Genomic DNA, 17,733 nt, shown 5'->3' on the forward strand with positions numbered 1-17,733 from the left:
GTGCGGGCGGCGTCAGTGCGCCGGTTTGAGGGGCAGCAGGACGCTGATGCGGAATCCTCCGCCGGGGCGCGGGCCCGCGTCCAGGGTGCCGCCCACCATGCCGACGCGTTCCCGCATCCCGATCAGGCCGTGCCCCTGGCCGTCGGCGCCGCCCTCCTCGTACAGCTCGTGCGGGGCGCCCTTGCCGTCGTCCTCGACGAGCAGGCCGAGGCCGTCGTCGAAGTAGACCAGGCGCACGCTCGCCCCCGCCTCGGGACCGCCGTGCTTGCGCGTGTTGGTCAGCGCCTCCTGAACGATCCGGTACGCGGTGAGCTCGACGCCGCTGGGCAGCGGGCGCGGGGTGCCCTCGACCCGGAAGTCGACGGGCAGCCCGGAGCCGCGGCACTGCTGCACCAGGTCCTCGATCTGCTCGACGTCGGGCTGGGGGACGTACTCGCCGACCTCCTGGTGCTCGCCGGTGCGCAGCACGCCCAGCAGGCGGCGCATCTCGGCGAGGGCCTGGCGGCCGGTGGAGGAGATGGTCTCCAGGGCCTTCTTCGCCTGGTCGGGGGCCGCGTCGAGGACGTAGGCTGCGCCGTCGGCCTGCACCACCATCACCGAGACGTTGTGCGCGACCACGTCGTGCAGCTCGCGCGCGATCCGGGCGCGTTCGGCGGCGACCGCGACCTTGGACTGCGCCTCGCGCTCCTTCTCCAGACGGGCGGCGCGCTCCTCCAGCTGCGCGAAGTAGGCGCGGCGGGTGCGCATCGAGTCGCCGAGCACCCAGGCGAGGGCGAACGGCACCGTCTGGAAGACGGCTATCGCGACGTCGCCCAGGGCGCTCGTGTGCTGGGCCGGCCAGCGCATCTGCGCCAGGGTCGCCGCGCTCAGTCCGCCCACCAGGGCGAACCGGGAGGCCCAGCGGGCGCCGATCGCGGCGACCGTGTAGACGATCACCAGCAGGGCGAAGTCGGCCACGGTGGTCTGGACGTCCAGGACCAGCTGGGCCGCGCCCGTCGCCGCCGCCAGGACCAGCATCCGCTCCGGCATACGGCGGCGCAGCGCGACGACCGCGCTCAGGACGACGGACACGCCCAGTGCCGCACCGAGCGATCCGTGGTGGTCCGGCGCCCCGTTGACGCTCGATACGCTCACGCCGGAGATCCCGAGCAGGGCGAGGGCCCAGAAGCCGTCGACCCACATCGGGTGCCTGCGGAGGAAGTCATAGAGGCGCTGCACGTAACCCAGAGTAGGGAAGCGTGGTGTGTGCAGGGGTCAACCGGAGGGCCGATCCGCACGCCGCCCTCGTACTCCCCAAGGTGGATGCCGTGATCATCTGGGCGCCTAGTCTGGCGGGGTGGCGGACGACACAGCGGACAGCGCGGGGCACGGCACGGACGGCACGGGGCACGGCACGGCGGGCGGCGAGGGCGTGGCGGGCGCCCCGGCCCCCGAGTGGCGGGGCTGGCGGGCCGCGGCCGAGACGGCGCTCTACGGACCGGACGGCTTCTACCGGCGCCCCGAGGGCCCGGCCGGGCACTTCCGCACGTCCGTGCACGCCTCGCCGCTGTTCGCGCGGGCCGTGGCGCGGCTGCTGTGCCGGGTGGACGAGGCGCTGGGGCGGCCCGCGACGCTCGACTTCGTCGACATGGCGGCCGGGCGGGGGGAGCTGACCCGCGCGGTGCTCGCCGCGCTGCCCGCCGACGTGGCGGCCCGCACGCGGCCGTGCGCCGTCGAGATCGCCGCCCGGCCCGCGGGACTCGACCCGCGGGTGGCGTGGCGGACCGGGATCCCCCGGGGGATCAACGGACTGCTGTTCGCCAACGAGTGGCTGGACAACGTACCGGTGGAGGTCGCCGAGGTGGACGCCGCCGGTGTGCCCCGGCTCGTCCTCGTCCGCCGGGACGGCACCGAGCGGCTCGGGGGGCCGCTCCCGGAGGCCGAGGCGGAGTGGCTGGCGCGGTGGTGGCCGCTGCCGGCCGAGCAGGGCCTGCGCGCGGAGATCGGCCTGCCCCGGGACGAGGCCTGGACCACCGCGGCGTCCCGGGTCGAGCGGGGCCTGGCCGTCGCGGTCGACTACGCGCACACCGCGGGCGCCCGGCCGCCCTTCGGGACCCTCACCGGGTTCCGGGAGGGCCGGGAAACGGCCCCCGTGCCGGACGGGTCGTGCGACCTCACCGCGCACGTCGCGCTCGACGCGTGCGCCGCGGCCGGTCCGCCGGGGGCGCGTGTGCTCACTCAGCGCGACGCGCTGCACGCCCTCGGCATCACCGGCGCACGCCCCTCACTCGCCCTCGCCTCCACCCACCCCGCGGAGTACGTACGCGCCCTCGCGCAGGCCGGCGAGGCCGCCGAGCTCACCGCGGCCGACGGCCTGGGCGGCTTCGGCTGGCTCTGCCGGGCGGTGGGCATCGCGGACCCGCTTCCCGGCTGACCGCCCGGACCCGCGCCTTCCCGGCCGGTGTGTCCCGGTCGGCGTCCCCCGGCCGGCGGTCCCGGCCACGCGCGCGGCCGGCCGTCGCGACCTACTTGTCGATGTCCCCGACCACGAAGAACATCGAGCCCAGGATCGCCACCATGTCCGCGACCAGCGTGTTGGGCAGCAGTTCGGTGAGGGCCTGGATGTTGTTGTACGACGCCGAGCGCAGCTTGAGCCGGTACGGGGTCTTCTCGCCCTTGCTGACGAGGTAGTAGCCGTTGATGCCGAGCGGGTTCTCGGTCCACGCGTACGTGTGCCCCTCGGGCGCCTTCAGCACCTTCGGCAGCCGCTGGTTGATCGGGCCGGGCGGCAGCTCGGCGAGCCGGTCCAGGCAGGCGTCGGCGAGGTCGAGCGCGTTGTGCGTCTGCTCCAGCAGGCACTCGAAGCGGGCCAGGCAGTCGCCCTCGGTCCGGGTCACCACCTTCAGGGTGTCCCGCAGCTCCCCGTAGGCCAGGTACGGCTCGTCGCGCCGCAGGTCGAAGTCGACGCCGGAGGCGCGCGCGATCGGCCCGCTCACGCCGTAGGCGTGCACGGTGCCCGGCGTCAGCACACCCACGCCCCGGGTGCGGCCCCGGAAGATCTCGTTGCCGAGCACCAGGTCGTCGAAGACGTCCATGCGCGAGCGCACCGCGGCGACCGCGGCGCGCGCGCGTGCGGACCATCCGGCCGGCAGGTCCTCCTTCAGGCCCCCGACGCGGTTGAACATGTAGTGCATCCGGCCGCCGGAGACCTCCTCCATGACGTTCTGGAGCACCTCGCGCTCCCGGAACGCGTAGAAGACCGGGGTGATGCCGCCGAGTTCCAGCGGGTACGAGCCGAGGAACATCAGGTGGTTGAGCACCCGGTTCAGCTCCGCGAGCAGCGTGCGCGTCCACACCGCGCGCTCGGGCACCTCCATGCCGAGCATGCGCTCCACGCCGAGGACCACGCCCAGCTCGTTGGAGAAGGCCGACAGCCAGTCGTGGCGGTTGGCGAGCATGATGATCTGACGGTAGTCGCGCGCCTCGAACAGCTTCTCCGCGCCGCGGTGCATGTAGCCGATCACCGGCTCCGCGTGCCTGATGCGCTCGCCGTCCAGCACCAGCCTGAGCCGCAGCACGCCGTGCGTGGAGGGGTGCTGGGGGCCGATGTTGAGGACCATGTCGGTGCTCTCCGCGGCACCGCCGATCCCGACCGTGGTCTCCGTCGTAGGAGTCATGGACACAGTCTCCCCTACGTACGCTTGCGCCATGGAGACGGGGAGCCAGGAGAACGCGCGGGAGGCGGAGGGCCGGGCAGCGGGCCGACCGGAGGACCAGCCGGGGGGAGGTTCGCGGGGCGGTGCGGGGAACGGCTCGGGGAGCGGGTCGGCGTCCGGACCGCCGGGTGAGCCGGTGTGGACCGGGCTGCCGCCGGGGCTGTTGCGGATGCGGCGGCTGCTGCTGGTGGTGTGGCTGGGGCTGATCGCCCTGGTCCTCGGGCCGCTGCTGGGAGTGCTCGCCGGTCCCGCCTGGGCCGCGTTCGCGCTGCTGCCCCTGGCCCTGACGGCGTGGGGCTGGGTGCTGCTCGGCCGGAACTGGCGCTCCTGGCGGTACGCCGAGCGGGACGACGACCTGCTGATCAGCCGGGGTGTGCTGTGGCGCGAGGAGACCGTCGTGCCGTACGGGCGGATGCAGCTGGTGGAGGTCACCTCCGGGCCCGTCGAGCGGCACTTCGGGCTGGCCACCGTCCAGCTGCACACCGCCGCCGCCGCGACCGACGCGACCATCCCCGGCCTCGACCCGGCCGAGGCCGAACGGCTGCGCGACCGGCTCACCGAGCTGGGCGAGGCACGATCGGCGGGGCTGTGACGGCCGCCGGGGACGAGCGGGCCGCACCGGAGGGCACCGGCCCCGTCCGGGACGGAGCCGACGAGGGACGTGCCGAGGCCGGGGCGACCGGGGGGACGGGGGCCGAGGCCACCGAACGGGAAGCGGCCGACGGGACAGCGGCCGCGGCGACCGGGCGGACGGCGGCCGACGGCGCGATCGAGCGGCGTCTGCATCCCGTGACCCCGCTCCGGCGGGCCTGGGCGCCGGTCGCCGTGCTCGCCGGCTGGGCCGTGCACGACCCCGACCAGGCCCAGCGGCAGCTCACGAGATTGACGACGGCCACCCTGCTGATCGGGCTCGCCGTCCTGGTCCCGGCCGCCGCCCTGTACGGCTTCCTCTCCTGGTGGTGCACGCACTTCGCGGTCACCGACTCCGAACTGCGCATACGCACGGGCCTGGTGTTCCGCCGCACCGCGCACATCCGGCTCGAACGGATCCAGGCCGTCGACGTCACCCAGCCCCTGCTCGCCCGGGTCGCGGGCGTGGCGAAGCTCAAGCTGGACGTCGTCGGCACGGACCGGAAGGACGAACTCGCCTTCCTCGGCCAGGACGAGGCCCGCGCGCTGCGCGCCGAACTGCTCGCCCGCGCGGCCGGTTTCGCCCCCGGGACCGCACGCGAGGTCGGCGAGGCACCCGCGCGGCGGCTGGTGCGCGTGCCGCCGCGCGTGCTCGCCGCGTCGCTGCTGCTGACCGGTGCGACCTGGGGCTCGCTGGTCGCCGCCGTCGTCGTACCGCCGGTGCTGTGGCTGGTGACCCACAGCCTGTGGACGGTGCTCGCCGTCGCGGTGCCGCTGGCCGGCGCGGCCGGGGCGAGCGGCGCGGGGCGCTTCGCCGGCGAGTACGACTGGACGGTGAGCGAGTCGCCGGACGGCCTGCGCATCGACCGGGGGCTGCTGGACCGTACGCACGAGACCGTGCCGCCGGGACGGGTGCAGACCGTGCGGATCGTGGAGCCACTGCTGTGGCGGCGGCTTGGCTGGGTGCGGGTGGAGCTGGACGTCGCCGGGTCGTCGAACTCCGTTCTGCTGCCGGTGGCCCCGCGCCCGGTCGCCGAGTCGCTGGTCGCGCGGGTGCTGCCCGGGGTGACGGTGCCGGAGGCGGCCTCGGTGGCGCGGCCGCCCCGGCGGGCCGGCTGGTGCGCGCCGGTGTCGTGGCGGGGGTGCGGACTCACCGTCACCGGCGCGGTGTTCGCCGCCCGGCACGGACTGCTGCGGCGGCGGCTGGCGCTGGTCCCGCACGCCAAGGTGCAGAGCGTACGGCTGACCCAGGGGCCGTGGGAGCGGCGGTGCCGGGTCGCCGACGTGCACGTGGACACCGGGGCGGGGCGGACGGTGACGGCGCGGCTGCGGGACGCCGGCGAGGCGGCGGAGCTGCTGCGGGCCCAGGCGGAACGGTCACGGACCGGCCGGAGGGCCGCACGCCCGGACCGGTGGATGGCCTGAACGCGACAGGCGCGGCGCCTTCCGGCACCGCGCCTGTCCTCCGCGCCTGTCCTCCGCCCGGCCCGTCGGGTCGGCTCTTCCCCGCTCGGCCGTCGGGCCGGCCGGCTCCTCCCGCCCCGCCGCTTGCCGTTCGCCCGCTGCCGCCGGCTCAGGACGCCGCGCTGCGCAGCCCCTGGACGTCGATCTGCTCCGTCTCGTCGTGGGCCGTCAGGTCGATGACCTGGCCCACGCCGTGGGCGTGCGCGTCCGCCGGCTTGAACTCGGCGTCGGACTCCGTCTTGTGCAGGGCGAGGGCCTCTTCGCCGACCACGTCGGCGAGGTCCTCGTTCTGGACGGCCTCCAGGGCGGCGGGCGACGCGCCCTTCTGCGTGCCGAAGAAGTCGAAGCCGCCCTCGACCAGCGGACGTCGCGCCGGCGCCGCCGGTACGACGGCCACGGCGGTCGGCACGGTGAAGTGCCCCGCGGGCTGCTGCGCGGGCTTGGCCGGCGTTGCCTGCCGGGAGGTGGTGGCGGCGGCCGCGTGCTCGTGCGCGTCGGCCGCCCCGGACTGCCCCTGCGGTTCGTCCTCCGCCGCGGGGGCCGGCGCCCCGGCGGTACGGTCCGCGCTCCCGGGCGTCGTCGCCGGATCGGCGCCGTCCGCGGGCGCGCCGGTCCCGCCGGCCGCGTCCGTCTTCACGGCGGCCGGCTTCACCACGTCCACGGGGGGCTTCGCCACATCCGCGTCCACCGCGTCGGCGGTCGTCCTCGCCGGGTCCGCGTTCACCGCGTCGGCGGTCGTCTTCGCCGCGTCCGCCTCGTCCGTTTCCGTCTTGTCCGTGTCCGTCTTGTTCGTGTCCGCGTCCGTCTTCGCCGGGTGCGCGGCCGTCTCGGCCGTGTCCGCGTCCGTATCCGCCGCCTCGTGGCCGTCGGCGTCCGCGTCGAAGCGGGACAGGGCGGCCCGGGCCCTCAGGAACAGGTGGGACCCGGCGGGCGAGAACACGGCGCCGGTCACCGCCGCCGGCTCGTCCCCCGCGGCCTCGGTCCCGGCGCCCTCCGCGTCGGCCCCCTCGGCCGGGTTCTCCCCGGCGCCGTCCGCCCCGGTCTCGGGAACGGTGGCCGTGTCGCCGTCGCCCGTGTCAACGATGTCGAGGCCCGCGGGCGCGGCCTCCGCACCGGCGTACGCCGGGCTGTCCGCCCGCTCCGTGCGGTCCGCCGGAGCGGGCGGCAGCGCGCGCGGGTCGGTCCCGGACTCGATCTCGAGCAGGCGGCGGCCCTCCAGGGCGCTGGCGCGCTCGGTCTCCGCCGTGGCGTACCGCCGCAGCAGCGCGGCGTGCTCGTTGCGCAGCCCGGCCAGCTCCGCCCGCTTCGCGCGCAGCTTCTGTTCGAGGCGGACGCGCAGCTCGCGCGACTCGTCCAGATCGGTCTCCAGTTCGGCGACCCGCTCCTCGAAGCGCCACTCGTCGCTCGCCCGCGCGCGCGTGAGGTCGGCGACCTGCTTGCCCGCCTGCGCGTCCCAGCGGCGCATGACGACCGCGCCGAGGATCGCCGTCGCCGCGGCGGCCGCGGCGAGGGAGCGCAGCACCGTGGGTGTGGTGAACACCCAGGGTCCGAGGGCGCAGACGAGGGAGACGCCGGCGATCGCCGAGGGAGGCAGCAGCCTGTGCAGAGGTGGGGAATGGCGGTGACGTCCACGTGGCATGGCCAGAAACTTACCGCGCGTAGGCGAATCGTGGAGCCCCGGGCCGTAAAAAGCAGCCATACCGAAGCCTTCACAAGGCTTCAGGAGTTCCGGGCCGTTTTTCTCCCCTGCCTTCTCCCCGTCCTTCCCCCGTCTTCTCCCGTCTTCTCCCCCGTCTTCCGCCCTTCGGCTTCTCCCGCTTCCGCCGGTCCCGCCCTTCCGCAAGATCGTTTTCAGCGGTCGCTCAGCTGCCCGCTCATCCACTGCAGCGTCCCCGGGATCTCGCGCCGCCAGGTGTTGAAGTTGTGCCCGCCGCTGTCGAGGATGATCGACGCGATCCGGGTCTTGTTCGTCGCCTTCACCGCGTCGACGAAGGCGAGCGTGGCCTTGTAGTCCGTCTCGCCGATCCTGCTGCTGGTGACCAGCAGCGAAGTGTCGGGAGCGGGCCGGTGCCTGATGCTCCACCACAGGTCGGCACGATTTCGCAGTTCCTTGTTGCCATGGAAGAGATCACCCGTGGTGGGGTCGATCGGCGCCTTGTAGTAAGGGGAGAGGCCGGCGCCCGCGGCATACACCTCGGGATGGTGCATGGCGAGTTTGAGCGCGCAGTAACCGCCCGTGGAATCGCCGACGATGCCCCAGCTCCCCGGCTTCTTGCCGATCCGGTAGTGCGCCAGGAGGGCGTCGGGCAGATCCCTGGCGAAGAACGACTCGGTCTGCGGCCCTCGCGGAATGTCCACGCACTCCGTGTCACGCGGCGGCGCCACCGTCGGCCGCAGCATCACCAGGATCATCGGCTGCATCCGCCCGTTCTTCGCGAGCTCCTGCGCCGTGCGCGGATAGTTCAGCTTCGTCACGAGCGCCTGGGCGGTGCCCGGGTAGCCGGTGAGGACCACGGCCGCAGGGAACGTGCGCGTGCGGTACTGCGGCTGGAAGTACTCCGGCGGCAGGTACACGAACGCGGGCGAGGCGATGCGGGTCGTACGGCCCACGATGTCGACCTTCTGGATCTGCCCGGCCACCTGTGGCCGCGCCCCGCCCGACATGTTCATCTGCTGGGTGCCGATCACCTGGAGCGGACCGCCGGTGCCGCCGGCCGTCGAGTGGTCGACGACGACCCCCTGGTCGGTCTCCTGCCCGAACAGGTCGGCCCAGGTCGCGTAGAACCCGAACGCCTGGTTGGCGGCGAGGGCGACGCAGGCGAAGAGCGCCAGCTGGGTGGCCAGCAGAAGACCGACACGCCCGCTGACGGACCGCCAGCTGCGGCGCGCCAGCTGCGGCCAGAGCCACACCGTGCCCACGAACAGCAGCACGGCCATCAGGACCGTCAGTACCAGCACTTTGTTGCTCGTGAGACCCATGGGCTCTTTCCTGCCTGCACTTCCCGCCCGGGCCCGCCGCCGCTTCCTTCGCGAGGGCTTGCCCCGGCCTTTCCCTTGCCTTTGACCCGACTTTCCGAAGGGGAGTGAACCTCTCTCCCCGAGACACCGTCCTAGAGGGCGCAATGTCGCCGGATGCCCGGATCGGCACCGGATTCAAGGTCTCTCGCAGAACTACGGGATGCGATGTCTGTCAGGATAGATGGGGAAATGTCAGGTGGGGTTCCGGGCCGATCACGTCGTGTGCGCCGCGTCCTGCGCGGCCCGCGCCCGGAGGCCGTCCCCGCTCTGGTCGGGAGGGCCTGCTCCGTCGTGGGCCTCCTGGACATCGCCGCGGGCGTGTTCCCCCGCTTCCGGCACAGCCGTATGCACGCCATCGCCGAGGTGCTGCCGGGCTCCTTCGGCCCCTTCGCCGCGGCGCTCTCGCTCAGCGCGGGCGTGCTCCTGCTGCTCCTCGCGCACGGCCTCAAACGGCGTAAGCGCCGGGCGTGGCGTGCGGCCGTGGCCCTGCTGCCGGCCGGCGCCGCCGCGGAGTTCGTCTACCGGCACTCCGTCATCGGAGTGGTCATCTCCGCCGCCCTGCTCGCGCCGCTGCTGATCCACCGGGCCGAGTTCGGAGCCCTGCCCGACCCGCGCAGCCGGTGGCGGGCCCTGGCCAACTTCGTTCTCATGAGCGCCGGTTCGCTGGCCCTCGGAATGATCATCGTCAGCGTCCATCCGCACCGCATGGTCGGCAACCCGAGCGTGGCCGACCGGCTGACCCATGTGGTCTACGGCCTGGCCGGCTTCGAGGGGCCGGTCAGCTACCAGGGCAACACCTCCTGGACCGTCGCCTTCTCCCTCGGCGCCCTCGGCTGGCTCACCGCGGTCACCACGGTCTATCTCGCCTTCCGCCCCGAACACCCCGCCGCCCGCCTGACGGAGGAGGACGAGACGCGGCTGCGCGCCCTGCTCGCCAAGCACGGCGCCCGCGACTCCCTCGGCCACTTCGCGCTGCGCCGCGACAAGGCGGTCGTCTTCTCCCCCAGCGGCAAGGCGGCCGTCACCTACCGCGTGGTCTCCGGCGTGATGCTCGCCAGCGGCGACCCGATCGGCGACGTCGAGGCGTGGCCGGGCGCGATAGAGCGCTTCATGGACGAGGCCAAGGCGCACTCCTGGACGCCCGCCGTCATGGGCTGCTCCGAGACCGGCGGCGAGGTGTGGACCCGGGAGACCGGCCTGGACGCCCTGGAACTGGGCGACGAGGCGGTGGTGGACGTCGCGGATTTCTCGCTCGCCGGACGCGCGATGCGCAACGTCCGCCAGATGGTCAAGCGCATCGAGCGGGCCGGCTACGAAACCCGGGTACGGCGCATCCGTGACCTCGGCGACGCCGAACTGGACCGCATCCGGCGGGCCGCGGAGGACTGGCGCGGCACCGACACCGAACGCGGCTTCTCCATGGCGCTGGGCCGCATCGGCGACCCCGCCGACGGCGACTGCCTCATCGCCACCGCCCACAAGGCCGACGACGAGCCCGGCCCCTACGGCGACCTCAAGGCGATCCTGCACTTCGTGCCCTGGGGCACCGACGGCGTCTCCCTGGAGCTGATGCGGCGCGACCGCGCCGCCGACCCCGGCATGAACGAGCTGCTCATCGTCGCCGCCCTCCAGGCCGCGCCGAAGTTCGGCGTCCAGCGGATCTCCCTGAACTTCGCCATGTTCCGCTCGGCCCTCGCCCGCGGCGAGAAGATCGGCGCGGGCCCGGTGCTGCGCGCCTGGCGCGGGCTGCTGGTGTTTCTCTCCCGCTGGTTCCAGATCGAGTCGCTGTACAAGTTCAACGCCAAGTTCCAGCCTCGCTGGGAACCGCGTTTCGTCGTCTACCGCGCCTCTTCCGACCTGCCGCGGATCGGCTTCGCCGCCATGCAGGCGGAGGGGTTCGTCAGCCTCGCCCTGCCGCTGCCCCGCTTCCTGCGCCGCCGCACGGCCGCCCAGCGCCCGTGCCCGCACGCGGTGGCGGAGGGGGACGTCCGCGCGGCGTGAACCGGCCCGGGCCCGGCGCGGGCCACCGCCTCTCCGGCGCCGGAGCCCCCGCCGGGGCCCGGACCGCGGGAAGTCACGGCCGCACCCGGGGCCTACGCTGAACGTATGAACAACCAGAGCGGGCGCGGCCGAGTGGCGGGCCTTCCGGCATGGGACCGCTGCGCGGTCATGGGGGTCGTGAACGTCACCCCCGACTCCTTCTCCGACGGCGGCCGCTGGTTCGACACGACCGCCGCCGTCAAGCACGGCCTCCACCTGGTCGCCGAGGGCGCCGACCTCGTCGACGTCGGCGGCGAGTCCACCCGCCCCGGCGCCACCCGCGTGGACGAGGCCGAGGAACTGCGGCGCGTCGTCCCGGTCGTCCGCGGCCTCGCCTCCGAGGGCGTCACCGTCTCCGTCGACACCATGCGCGCCTCCGTCGCCGAGCAGGCCCTCGCCGCCGGCGCCGCGCTGGTGAACGACGTCAGCGGCGGCCTCGCCGACCCCGCCATGATCCCCGTCGTGGCGGACGCCGGCGCCCCCTTCGTCGTCATGCACTGGCGCGGCTTCCTGCAGGGCGGCAACGTCCAGGGCTCCTACGGGGACGTCGTCTCCGAAGTCGTCGACGAGCTCCGCGCGCGCGTGGAGGCCGTCCTGGCGGGCGGCATCGCCCCCGACCGCGTCGTCGTCGACCCCGGCCTCGGCTTCTCCAAGGAGGCCGAGCACGACCTCGCGCTCCTGGCCCACCTCGACCGCCTGCGCGGCCTCGGCCACCCCGTCCTGGTCGCCGCCTCCCGCAAGCGGTTCCTCGGCCGCGTCCTGGCCGGCCCCGAGGGCGCCCCGCCCCCCGCGCGGGAACGCGACGCCGCCACGGCCGCCGTCTCCGCCCTCGCCGCACACGCCGGCGCGTGGGCGGTACGCGTGCACGAGGTCCGCGCGACGGCGGACGCGGTACGGGTCGCGCACGCCGTGGAAGTGGCGCGCACCGGCGGGCACACGCCCGGCGAGAACACGCCGGAAGGAACTCGGTGAGCGCCCCCCACACCGACGTCGAACACGTCGAGGCCGCCAACACCGCCTTCTACGAGGCGATGGAACGGGGCGACTTCGAGGAGGTCGCCTCCCTCTGGCTCACGCCCTCCGACCTGGGCGTCGACGAGGAGTACCACGACCCGGCCGACACCGGCGTGGTGTCCTGCGTGCACCCGGGCTGGCCGGTTCTCACCGGCCGCGGCGAGGTCCTCAGGTCGTACGCGCTGATCATGGCGAACACCGACTACATCCAGTTCTTCCTCACCGACGTGCACGTCTCGGTCACCGGCGACACCGCCCTCGTGACCTGCACCGAGAACATCCTCAGCGGCGGGCCCGCCCCGGAAGGCGCCGACGAACTCGGCCCGCTCGTCGGACAGCTCGTCGTCGCCACCAACGTGTTCCGGCGCACACCCGCCGGATGGAAGCTGTGGTCGCACCACGCCTCCCCCGTTCTGGCCGAGAACGGCGAGGACGAGGACGACGAGGCACCCGCCTGAGTGGGAACGCGGCCCCACGAGGGCCGGGGAGTGGTTGGAATCACGGGTCACCGGGTAGGGGCGGCTTCCGACCCGCGAGCGGCCGGGTTCTCCAGGGAAAACATCCGGTGAAACCTGACGGACCGGCCCGAAACCCGCCGCCCCGGGGCCTGGCGCTGTCCGTGCCCGCAGGTAGATTCGTCCGAGACCGGCCGCACCGCCCGCACTCGGTACGGACCGGCCGTCACCGACGATTGCAGGAGTGATTCGCGTGGATCGTGTCGCGCTGCGCGGCCTGAAGGCCCGCGGGCACCACGGTGTGTTCCCCGAGGAACGCGAGGAGGGCCAGCTCTTCGTCGTGGACCTCGTCCTCGGGCTGGACACCCGTCCGGCCGCCGCCGACGACGACCTGGCGAAGACCGTGCACTACGGCATCGTGGCGGAGGAGGTCGTGGCCGTCGTCGAGGGCGAGCCCGTCAACCTCATCGAGACGCTCGCCGAGCGCATCGCCCAGGCCTGCCTGAAGCACGAAGGGGTCCAGGAGGTCGAGGTCCGCGTCCACAAGCCGGACGCACCGATCACCGTCCCCTTCGACGACGTGACCGTCACCATCACCCGGAGCCGAGCATGACCCGACCTTCCCTCCAGGGTCACAGCGACCCGACCGTCCAGCCGGTGCCCGCCTCCGTCGTCGAGCAGGTCGACGCCGCCGACACCACCCTGTCCAACCCGAAACGGGCCGTGATCTCCCTCGGCTCCAACCTCGGCAATCGCCTGGAGACCCTCCAGGGAGCCGTCGACGCGCTGGAGGACACGCCCGGCGTGCGCATCAAGGCGGTCTCCCCCGTCTACGAGACGGAGCCGTGGGGCGTCGAGCCCGGCACCCAGCCGTCCTACTTCAACGCCGTGGTCGTCCTGAAGACGACCCTGCCGCCGTCCTCCCTGCTGGAGCGCGCGCACGCCATCGAGGAGGCCTTCAACCGGGTCCGCGACGAGCGCTGGGGGCCGCGCACCATCGACGTCGACATCGTCGCCTACGCCGACCTCGTCTCCGACGACCCGCACCTCACCCTCCCCCACCCCCGCGCCCACGAACGCGCCTTCGTCCTCGCCCCCTGGCACGAGGTGGACCCGGAGGCGCAGCTCCCGGGCCGCGGTGCCGTGGCCGACCTCCTGGCCGCCGTCACCCCCGCGGGCGTCGAGCCGCGCGCCGACCTGGAACTCCGGCTGCCCGAGTAGTCGTTAAGGTCAAGACGACGCCAGGCGCGACCAGGCCGGGGACCGGACCGGGGCGAGCCGCCGACGACCGGCCACAGTCCGGGGGAGCTGAAGGGACACCGTGAAAGAGCTGCGCATCAGGGTGCTGGCCGGCGTGTTCGTCGTCGCCGGAGTGCTGTCCTGGGCGGGCGCCCGCCTGTGGAACTCGGTGGGGACACTCCCCAGCGTCCCGCTGGCCGCCCCCATCGTCCTCGCCCTGATCGCGGCGGTCCTGCTGTCCACGGCGCTCTCGCTGCGCGCCCGTTTCAGAGCCCAGCGCGAGCGCCGCCCCGGCGCCAAGGGCGTCGACCCCCTGATGGCCGCCCGCGCGGTCGTCTTCGGCCAGGCCAGTGCCCTGGTGGCCGCCCTCGTCGCCGGGATGTACGGCGGCACGGGCGTCTTCCTGCTGGAACTCCTCGACATCCCCGCCCGCCGCGACCAGGCGCTCTACGCCGCCTTCTCCGTCCTCGCGGGCATCGCCGTGATAGCGGCCGCCATGTTCCTGGAACGCGTCTGCAAACTCCCCGAGGACGAGGACGAGAACCCCCCGGGCGCGGAACCGGCGGCGTGAGCGGCCGCCCGGGCGCCTGAGGCGTCCCAGCCGCCCGCTCGGGTCAGCGGGCCATGATGAGGCTCATCGCCTCGTTCCGCGTCGCCGCGTCCCTCAGCTGACCGCGCACCGCCGAGGTGAGGGTCTTCGCGCCGGGCTTGCGGATGCCGCGCATCGACATGCACATGTGCTCGCACTCGACGACTACGATCACGCCGCGCGGTTCGAGGATCTCCATCAGCGAGTCCGCGATCTGCGTGGTGAGTCGTTCCTGCACCTGGGGGCGGCGGGCGTAGACGTCCACCAGCCGGGCCAGCTTGGAGAGCCCGGTGATCTTCCCGCTCACGGACGGGATGTACCCGACGTGGGCGACTCCCCTGAAGGGCACCAGATGGTGCTCACAGGTGCTGTACACCTCGATGTCCTTCACCAGGACCATCTCGTCGTGTCCGATGTCGAACGTGGTCGTCAGCACGTCCTCGGGCTTCTGCCACAGTCCCGCGAATATCTCCTTGTACGCCCGCGCCACCCGGCCCGGGGTTTCTCGGAGGCCCTCGCGGTCCGGGTCCTCGCCGACCGCGATGAGGAGTTCGCGTACGGCGTTCTCGGCGCGCTTCTCGTCGAACTCGCCGATGGGGCCCTCGCCGTCCAGCGTCACGGGGTCGGTCATCTGCAGCCTCGTTCCTGTGCTTGTCACGCGTGTGGGCCACGCGCCTCATCAGCGGACATACGGAAATGCCGCGTCCCCCAAGGCTAGAACCTTGGGGGCCGCGGCATCCATTCCGGTCCGGTGTGACCACCGGGGTCCGGCAGGGTGAGCTCCGTCAGCTCTCGCGGCGGTCCTCGGGTGCCTGCTCGGTGGCCGGGCCGCCGTGCTCGGTCGCCGTGGACTTGACGGTGCTGATGGCCGGCGTGGCGCCGTTCGCACCGTTGGTCAGGGCCAGCTCCTTCGGGGAGAGGACCGGCGGGCGGGTGGACGGCGTGCGGCGGGAGGAACCGGTCCAGGCCGGCCGCGCCGGGCGCTTGACGATCTGCGCGAAGATCTCGGCGATCTCCTCCTTGCCCAGCGTCTCCTTCTCCAGCAGGGCCAGGACGAGGTTGTCGAGGACGTCGCGGTTCTCGACCAGGATCTCCCAGGCCTCGTTGTGCGCGTTCTCGATGAGCTTCTTTACTTCCTCGTCCACCAGCGCGGCGACCTCTTCCGAGTAGTCGCGCTGGTGAGCCATCTCACGTCCGAGGAACGGCTCGGTGTTGTCGCCGCCGAACTTGATCGCGCCGAGACGCTCGGTCATGCCGTACTGCGTGACCATGGCGCGGGCGGTGGCGGTGGCCTTCTCGATGTCGTTCGCCGCGCCCGTGGTCGGGTCGTGGAAGACGAGCTCCTCGGCCGCGCGGCCGCCCAGCATGTAGGCCAGCTGGTCCAGCATCTCGTTGCGCGTGGTGGAGTACTTGTCCTCGTCCGGCAGGACCATCGTGTAGCCGAGGGCACGGCCGCGCGACAGGATCGTGATCTTGTGGACCGGGTCGGAGTTCGGCGAGGCCGCCGCGACCAGGGCGTGACCGCCCTCGTGGTACGCGGTGATCTTCTTCTCCTTGTCCGACATGATCCGGGTCCGCTTCTGCGGGCCCGCGACCACGCGGTCGATCGCCTCGTCCAGCATCTGGTTGTCGATCAGCCGCTTGTCGCTGCGGGCCGTGAGCAGCGCGGCCTCGTTCAGGACGTTGGAGAGGTCGGCACCGGTGAAGCCGGGGGTGCGGCGGGCGACGGCCGCCAGGTCGACGTCCGGCGCGACCGGCTTGCCCTTCTGGTGGACCTTGAGGATCTCCAGACGGCCCTGCATGTCGGGGCGGTCGACCGCGATCTGGCGGTCGAAGCGGCCGGGACGCAGCAGTGCCGGGTCCAGGATGTCGGGCCGGTTCGTCGCGGCGATGAGGATCACGCCGCCCTTGACGTCGAAGCCGTCCATCTCGACGAGCAGCTGGTTCAGCGTCTGCTCGCGCTCGTCGTGCCCGCCGCCGAGGCCGGCGCCGCGGTGGCGGCCGACCGCGTCGATCTCGTCGACGAAGACGATCGCCGGGGCGTTCGCCTTGGCCTGCTCGAACAGGTCACGGACCCGGGAGGCACCGACACCGACGAACATCTCGACGAAGTCGGAACCGGAGATCGAGTAGAACGGGACGCCGGCCTCGCCCGCGACGGCACGCGCGAGCAGGGTCTTGCCGGTGCCGGGCGGGCCGTAGAGCAGCACACCCTTGGGGATCTTGGCGCCGACGGCCTGGAACTTCGCCGGCTCCTGCAGGAACTCCTTGATCTCGTGGAGTTCCTCGACGGCCTCGTCCGCACCCGCGACGTCCGTGAAGGTGGTCTTCGGGGTGTCCTTGGTGATGAGCTTGGCCTTGGACTTGCCGAAGTTCATGACCCGGGAGCCGCCGCCCTGCATCTGGTTCATCAGGAACAGGAAGACGACCACGATGAGGACGAAGGGCAGCAGGGAGAGCAGCACGCCCAGGAAGGGGTTCTGCTTGGACGGCGAGACCGTGTAGCCGTCGGGGATCTGCTTGTCCTGGTACTTGGTCTGCAGCGTGTTGGCGATGGTCACGCCCTGGTCGCCGATGTAGCTCGCCTGGATCTTCGAGCTGCCGTCGACCTTCTGGCCGTCCTTGAGCTCGACCTTGACGGTCTGCTCGTCGCCTGTGGTCAGCTTGGCCGACTGGACTCTGTTGTCATTGATCGCCGCCACGACCTGGCCGGTGTCCACCGTCTTGTAGCCGCCGGACGAGCCGACGACCTGCATCAACACGACCACGGCAAGGACGGCCAGCACGATCCACATGACCGGCCCACGGAAGTATCGCTTCACGTCCATCCATACGGAGCGGTGCCGCCCCGTCCCTCCTGCCATAGTGAGTTTGATAAGACAGTTCTTCTGACGGTACCCCAGCATTGCGGCCCGAAGCCGCACGGCAGCTGGCATTGCCGTCTGCATCCTCCAACGGCCGGAGGGCCCCCGGGGTTCCCGATCACCGCAGGGAGGTTGGGCCCTTCGGGGTCATCCGCCGTAGACGTGGGGCGCGAGAGTACCGACGAACGGCAGGTTCCGGTACTTCTCGGCGTAGTCCAGGCCGTAGCCGACGACGAACTCGTTGGGGATGTCGAAGCCGACCCACTCCACGTCGATGGCGACCTTGGCGGCATCCGGCTTGCGCAGCAGGGTGCACACCTTCAGCGAGGCGGGCTCGCGGGAACCGAGGTTGGAGATCAGCCAGGACAAGGTCAGGCCGGAGTCGATGATGTCCTCGACGATCAGGACGTGCTTGCCCTTGATGTCGGTGTCGAGGTCCTTGAGGATCCGCACGACGCCGGAGGACTGGGTGCCCGCCCCGTAGGAGCTGACGGCCATCCAGTCCATGGTGAGGGGGGTGGACAGCGCTCGGGCGAGGTCGGCCATGACCATCACCGCGCCCTTGAGGACGCCGACGATGAGCAGGTCCTTGCCCGCGTACTCCGCGTCGATCTTCGCGGCCAGGTCGGCCAGCTTCGCGTCGATCTCTTCCTTGGTGATGAGCACCTGCTTGAGGTCGGCACCCATGTCTTTCGCGTCCACCCGCATCACTTTCGGTCGTTCCG

16 protein-coding genes are annotated in these 17,733 nt (G+C 72.7%); 9 read left to right on the forward strand and 7 right to left on the reverse strand.

The genetic code is table 11. The features are described 5' to 3' along the window. Window positions 1-12: 12 nt before the first annotated feature. Entirely contained in the window at window positions 13-1,218 is a 1,206-nt protein-coding gene (locus tag ACIPM1_RS10930) for a sensor histidine kinase (protein ID WP_356190719.1), read from the reverse strand. Between the two features lie 193 nt (window positions 1,219-1,411). On the opposite strand from ACIPM1_RS10930, the gene ACIPM1_RS10935 reads away from it, so the two are divergent. After that, window positions 1,412-2,413 (forward strand): SAM-dependent methyltransferase, encoded by a 1,002-nt coding sequence (locus ACIPM1_RS10935; RefSeq protein WP_402432917.1) that lies wholly within the window; start codon window positions 1,412-1,414, stop codon window positions 2,411-2,413. 91 nt (window positions 2,414-2,504) lie between these two features. On the opposite strand, the gene ACIPM1_RS10940 is transcribed toward ACIPM1_RS10935, so the two are convergent. Beyond that, window positions 2,505-3,656 (reverse strand): NADH-quinone oxidoreductase subunit D, encoded by a 1,152-nt coding sequence (locus ACIPM1_RS10940; RefSeq protein ID WP_356190722.1) that lies wholly within the window; start codon window positions 3,654-3,656, stop codon window positions 2,505-2,507. A gap of 31 nt (window positions 3,657-3,687) precedes the next feature. On the opposite strand from ACIPM1_RS10940, the gene ACIPM1_RS10945 reads away from it, so the two are divergent. Together ACIPM1_RS10945 and ACIPM1_RS10950 are read left to right on the forward strand one after the other, a co-directional pair. Further along, on the forward strand, window positions 3,688-4,287 hold the full coding sequence (locus tag ACIPM1_RS10945) for a PH domain-containing protein (RefSeq protein ID WP_402431994.1): 600 nt from the start codon (window positions 3,688-3,690) through the stop codon (window positions 4,285-4,287). Between the two features lie 176 nt (window positions 4,288-4,463). Beyond that, window positions 4,464-5,750, forward strand: a complete 1,287-nt coding sequence (locus ACIPM1_RS10950; RefSeq protein ID WP_402432920.1) for a PH domain-containing protein — start codon at window positions 4,464-4,466, stop codon at window positions 5,748-5,750. 148 nt (window positions 5,751-5,898) lie between these two features. Here ACIPM1_RS10950 and ACIPM1_RS10955 read toward each other — a convergent pair whose 3' ends face one another. Both ACIPM1_RS10955 and ACIPM1_RS10960 read right to left on the reverse strand, forming a co-directional pair. Next, window positions 5,899-7,428 (reverse strand): hypothetical protein, encoded by a 1,530-nt coding sequence (locus ACIPM1_RS10955; RefSeq protein WP_402431997.1) that lies wholly within the window; start codon window positions 7,426-7,428, stop codon window positions 5,899-5,901. Window positions 7,429-7,640: 212 nt separating this feature from the next. Then, window positions 7,641-8,768 (reverse strand): alpha/beta hydrolase, encoded by a 1,128-nt coding sequence (locus ACIPM1_RS10960; protein WP_402432000.1) that lies wholly within the window; start codon window positions 8,766-8,768, stop codon window positions 7,641-7,643. A 228-nt stretch (window positions 8,769-8,996) separates the two neighbouring features. Here ACIPM1_RS10960 and ACIPM1_RS10965 point away from each other — a divergent pair, with 228 nt between their 5' ends. The 6 genes from ACIPM1_RS10965 to ACIPM1_RS10990 all read left to right on the forward strand — a co-directional run bounded on the left by ACIPM1_RS10965 (window position 8,997) and on the right by ACIPM1_RS10990 (window position 14,126). Beyond that, on the forward strand, window positions 8,997-10,808 hold the full coding sequence (locus ACIPM1_RS10965) for a phosphatidylglycerol lysyltransferase domain-containing protein (RefSeq protein ID WP_402432003.1): 1,812 nt from the start codon (window positions 8,997-8,999) through the stop codon (window positions 10,806-10,808). 105 nt (window positions 10,809-10,913) lie between these two features. Then, window positions 10,914-11,819 carry a dihydropteroate synthase gene (gene folP, locus ACIPM1_RS10970; RefSeq protein ID WP_402432006.1) on the forward strand — a complete coding sequence of 302 codons (906 nt, stop codon included), beginning with the start codon at window positions 10,914-10,916 and terminating at the stop codon, window positions 11,817-11,819. Continuing rightward, window positions 11,816-12,319 carry a nuclear transport factor 2 family protein gene (locus ACIPM1_RS10975; protein ID WP_356190737.1) on the forward strand — a complete coding sequence of 168 codons (504 nt, stop codon included), beginning with the start codon at window positions 11,816-11,818 and terminating at the stop codon, window positions 12,317-12,319. The genes folP and ACIPM1_RS10975 overlap by 4 nt, the downstream gene beginning before the upstream one ends. A gap of 250 nt (window positions 12,320-12,569) precedes the next feature. After that, entirely contained in the window at window positions 12,570-12,929 is a 360-nt protein-coding gene (gene folB, locus ACIPM1_RS10980; RefSeq protein WP_356190739.1) for a dihydroneopterin aldolase, read from the forward strand. Beyond that, entirely contained in the window at window positions 12,926-13,537 is a 612-nt protein-coding gene (gene folK, locus ACIPM1_RS10985; RefSeq protein WP_356190741.1) for a 2-amino-4-hydroxy-6-hydroxymethyldihydropteridine diphosphokinase, read from the forward strand. The genes folB and folK overlap by 4 nt, the downstream gene beginning before the upstream one ends. A 100-nt stretch (window positions 13,538-13,637) precedes the next feature. Then, entirely contained in the window at window positions 13,638-14,126 is a 489-nt protein-coding gene (locus ACIPM1_RS10990; protein ID WP_402432011.1) for a DUF3180 domain-containing protein, read from the forward strand. 43 nt (window positions 14,127-14,169) lie between these two features. Here ACIPM1_RS10990 and folE read toward each other — a convergent pair whose 3' ends face one another. The 3 genes from folE to hpt all read right to left on the reverse strand — a co-directional run bounded on the left by folE (window position 14,170) and on the right by hpt (window position 17,716). Further along, a complete protein-coding gene (gene folE, locus ACIPM1_RS10995; protein ID WP_402432014.1) occupies window positions 14,170-14,775 on the reverse strand; it encodes a GTP cyclohydrolase I FolE in 606 nt (201 codons plus the stop codon). Window positions 14,776-14,929: 154 nt separating this feature from the next. Then, window positions 14,930-16,972: an ATP-dependent zinc metalloprotease FtsH gene (gene ftsH, locus ACIPM1_RS11000; RefSeq protein ID WP_402432017.1), complete on the reverse strand. Its 2,043-nt coding sequence runs from the start codon at window positions 16,970-16,972 to the stop codon at window positions 14,930-14,932. Window positions 16,973-17,155: 183 nt separating this feature from the next. Then, window positions 17,156-17,716: a hypoxanthine phosphoribosyltransferase gene (gene hpt / locus ACIPM1_RS11005; RefSeq protein WP_356190753.1), complete on the reverse strand. Its 561-nt coding sequence runs from the start codon at window positions 17,714-17,716 to the stop codon at window positions 17,156-17,158. Window positions 17,717-17,733: the final 17 nt, after the last annotated feature.

Origin of the sequence: Streptomyces sp. NPDC086766, from assembly GCF_044746005.1 — a bacterium.
In the GTDB taxonomy this organism is placed as follows: domain Bacteria; phylum Actinomycetota; class Actinomycetes; order Streptomycetales; family Streptomycetaceae; genus Streptomyces.

What these genes read in the sequence shown, in the direction of transcription:
- ACIPM1_RS10960 (WP_402432000.1), bottom strand. Translation starts at nt 8,768, where the DNA reads ATGGGTCTCACGAGCAACAAAGTGCTGGTACTGACGGTCCTGATGGCC.
- folE (WP_402432014.1), bottom strand. Translation starts at nt 14,775, where the DNA reads ATGACCGACCCCGTGACGCTGGACGGCGAGGGCCCCATCGGCGAGTTC.
- ACIPM1_RS10955 (WP_402431997.1), bottom strand. Translation starts at nt 7,428, where the DNA reads ATGCCACGTGGACGTCACCGCCATTCCCCACCTCTGCACAGGCTGCTG.
- ACIPM1_RS10945 (WP_402431994.1), top strand. Translation starts at nt 3,688, where the DNA reads ATGGAGACGGGGAGCCAGGAGAACGCGCGGGAGGCGGAGGGCCGGGCA.
- ACIPM1_RS10940 (WP_356190722.1), bottom strand. Translation starts at nt 3,656, where the DNA reads ATGACTCCTACGACGGAGACCACGGTCGGGATCGGCGGTGCCGCGGAG.
- folP (WP_402432006.1), top strand. Translation starts at nt 10,914, where the DNA reads ATGAACAACCAGAGCGGGCGCGGCCGAGTGGCGGGCCTTCCGGCATGG.
- hpt (WP_356190753.1), bottom strand. Translation starts at nt 17,716, where the DNA reads ATGCGGGTGGACGCGAAAGACATGGGTGCCGACCTCAAGCAGGTGCTC.
- ACIPM1_RS10965 (WP_402432003.1), top strand. Translation starts at nt 8,997, where the DNA reads ATGTCAGGTGGGGTTCCGGGCCGATCACGTCGTGTGCGCCGCGTCCTG.
- ftsH (WP_402432017.1), bottom strand. Translation starts at nt 16,972, where the DNA reads ATGGACGTGAAGCGATACTTCCGTGGGCCGGTCATGTGGATCGTGCTG.
- folK (WP_356190741.1), top strand. Translation starts at nt 12,926, where the DNA reads ATGACCCGACCTTCCCTCCAGGGTCACAGCGACCCGACCGTCCAGCCG.